General features: G+C 52.0%; 1 protein-coding gene. It reads left to right on the forward strand.

Features of this window, described 5'->3' with window-relative positions; genetic code table 11:
* The first annotated feature begins 433 nt into the window (after positions 1-433).
* Entirely contained in the window at positions 434-2,404 is a 1,971-nt protein-coding gene (locus tag V6D20_22975) for a reverse transcriptase domain-containing protein (protein HEY9818644.1), read from the forward strand.
* Positions 2,405-3,220 lie beyond the last annotated feature (816 nt).

Genomic DNA, 3,220 nt, shown 5'->3' on the forward strand with positions numbered 1-3,220 from the left:
CTACCATCACCAGCAGAATGGCGTCAGTGAGCGGTCGTGGGGAGTGCTAAAAGACCTAGGGCGTGCTAACCTACTATGGGCTGAAATGCCGGACACTTGGTGGCCCTACGCCAATAAGTACGCATGCTATACCTCCAATCTCCTCCCGTGCTCCTCCAATCCCAAGAATGCCTCACCGCATCTTGTTTACTACGGACAGCTAGGAGCCTACCACGCCCTTGGACCATGGGGCTGCAAGGCATACATCACCACGGCTCCTGAGACACGCCCCCACAAGCTGGCCCCGCGCGCCTACGAGGGCATCATGCTAGGTCCATCCCGTACTTACGATGCATGCAAGTTTTATGTGCCCACTCTTAACAAAATTGTGTGCAGTCGGCACTACAAGCTGACGAACATCCCTGGTGGTCGCCTCCTCAAGCAAATACCCTCGATGGAAGATCAGATAGACCCAAGCTCAGTTGCACCTGGCAAGAGAAGAATGATCGCCGACCCGTCGTCACCTGAACCCCTTGACAGCCCAATGAAAGAGTCCGACACCCCACCACGCCAGGAGGACACCAGCTCTGGCGCGCCCCCTAACCGTCGTTCTACTCGTCTCCGCAACAAGCAACAGGTTGACTACCGCGAACCGGACACCACCCTGATTGATCAATACCTGAATGCCCTGCAGGAGAATACGCACACCGCAGCGCATCTGGACACCCCACTGCCCCAAGACGACGCTGTCAACCCCAACAGAGTGGCTCACATCTACGACAACATCAAAGAGAAGGACCTAACAGCAGAGTCCATCAAGAGACTACCTGACTACGCGCTATGGCACGCTGCTCAGATGCGTGAACTGCGTGAGCTCACCGCGCTGAAGACTTGGAGAATGGTCAGACTACCCAGCGGTAGGCGTACTATCAAACACAAGTGGTGCTTCCGCAGAAAATTCACTGAAACCGGGGCTATCGAACGATACAAGGCACGACTTGTGGGCAAAGGCTTCACCCAGATACGGGGAGTTGATTTCAATGAGACCTTCTCGCCCGTAGTCAGGCATGAGACCGTAAGACTCTTCTTAGCCTTCTGCGCAGCCCATGGCCGTCAAGTCTTCCAGGCAGATATTGGAAACGCCTACCTCAATGCCCCACTTGAAGAGGAGGTATACATAGACCTACCCGCTGGGCTAGCCGACTACCTTCGTCAACACCCTGACAGCCTTTCCGACATGGAACGAGAATACCTTTCATCAGGCAAGGCTGGCGACCTCGTACTGCTACTTCTCAAAGGACTCCCAGGACTAAGACAAGTAGGTAGGAACTGGTTCGAAATGTTCGCCAGATGGCTCCTTGGACATGGTTTTGAGCAATGTCCAGTGGACACATGCCTCTTCTATACGGTCACTCGCAACCTCATCATCTCGACACACGTGGATGATTGCATGTTCGGGCCCGAGCAAGCAGCTCTTTACGAAGAGCTGCTGACGAGACTCAAGGCCGATTTCAAGGTGGCGTCGGGCTCCTTATCTTGGTTTCTGGGTATAAACATTATTCAAGACCCCACGAATGGAATAGTCATGACTCAGGAACAGTACACGACCACCATCCTTAAGCGCTTCCAAATGCATGACTCCAGACCAGCTGCCTCCCCCATGGTCGTTGGTGCGAACACACAAGAGCCATGCACTGAGCCCTTCACAGATATCAAGCTGTTCCGCTCTGCTATAGGGTCGCTCATGCACCTCGCTAAGTGGTCGTGCCCGGACATTGCGTACGCAGTGGCGTTCTGCGCACGCGCAATGTCCAAACCAACTCAAGATTCCTGGACTTGCGTCAAGAGGATATTTAGATACCTCCAAGGCACCGCAAATCATGGCTTACGCTACTCCTACCATCTGGACCTCACCCTGGAAGGGCACTGTGACAGTGACTTTGCAAACTGTCCAACATCCCGCAAGTCAGTGAGCGGATTCATATACACCGTGGACAATGGCACTGCCCCAATCTCCTGGAAGAGCGGCAACCAAGAACTCGTGGCCACCTCCACTCTAGAAGCAGAGTACATCGCCCTTTTCACCGCCTCTCAAGAAGCCCTATTCTTGCAAAGGCTCTTCGGCTACATCCGAGATCAACCACCAATGTGTGTGACCATCAAATGTGACAATCAGGGAGCCATTGCGGTAGCTAAGAACCCCGAATTTCACAAGCGCACTAAGCACATTAGCGTCAAATACCATGCCATTCGGGAACGCACTGTCCTAGGACAGATAACTCCCACATATATCGAAACCTCACAGAACCGAGCAGACGTATTCACTAAGCCAGTACCCCCGGTCACTATTCAACAGCTTCCCTACCTCCACCGCCCAGTACACGTCCGCGGTGAGGGGGAGTGTCAGAGAATGGATCCGGGTTGACACCGCTGACGTCACTGGGGCCACTAAAACCCGCCAGCAAAGACCTGTTTCCCTCACTTGTTATACACGCACACCACATTTAGTATACACTGCCATGCACGCATTTATGAGACATATATACACTTTATTGCACACTAGACCAGCATAATTTATCGCGACACCCACAAATATTTACTCCACCGCGCCGCGCTCTCCCTGCCCTTCCTGACCGTGATATACATCCAGTACATCATCAGGGGGAGCATCCGGTTTATCCATCATCCCTGCATCATTGCATAACACCTACTCAATCCACACCCTAACCTTGCACCCTTATCAATCATTCACGCATACACAGACTTCATAACTTACTCAACACACACGTACTCATCTCACCCATCAACACCCTCCTTGTCTTTACTATCTCATAATACCACTCAATAAACATAACCTTTAACAGGTTATGGGCCCATCGCTCCCGCGTGCACACACAGACACAAACACTCCCGCTCCTCGCTCTTAAACTCGCTCTCACAGACGATTCATCCCTTACATTTTCCGTTCATCCCTTACATTTTCTGTCCTCACCCATTCATCGCACTCATTACAACTCCTACGTCACAAATACTCAAGCCCTTCACGCTCCTGCGACTCCTTCTTACCCTTTGCAGCGCGCTTTGATACTTGCTCGCTTACAAAAAATAAGTCTAGATCATCAAATCATCACCGAACCTCGTGACCATTCAGCTACAGTCATTCTTGGGACATCTCTTGAACGACATGGAACACACGACCAACTCCTCAACCCCATTCTCCTCTCCTAATCGAAGCTCACCC

It is taken from the genome of Candidatus Obscuribacterales bacterium (assembly GCA_036703605.1).
GTDB lineage: Bacteria > Cyanobacteriota > Cyanobacteriia > RECH01 > RECH01 > RECH01.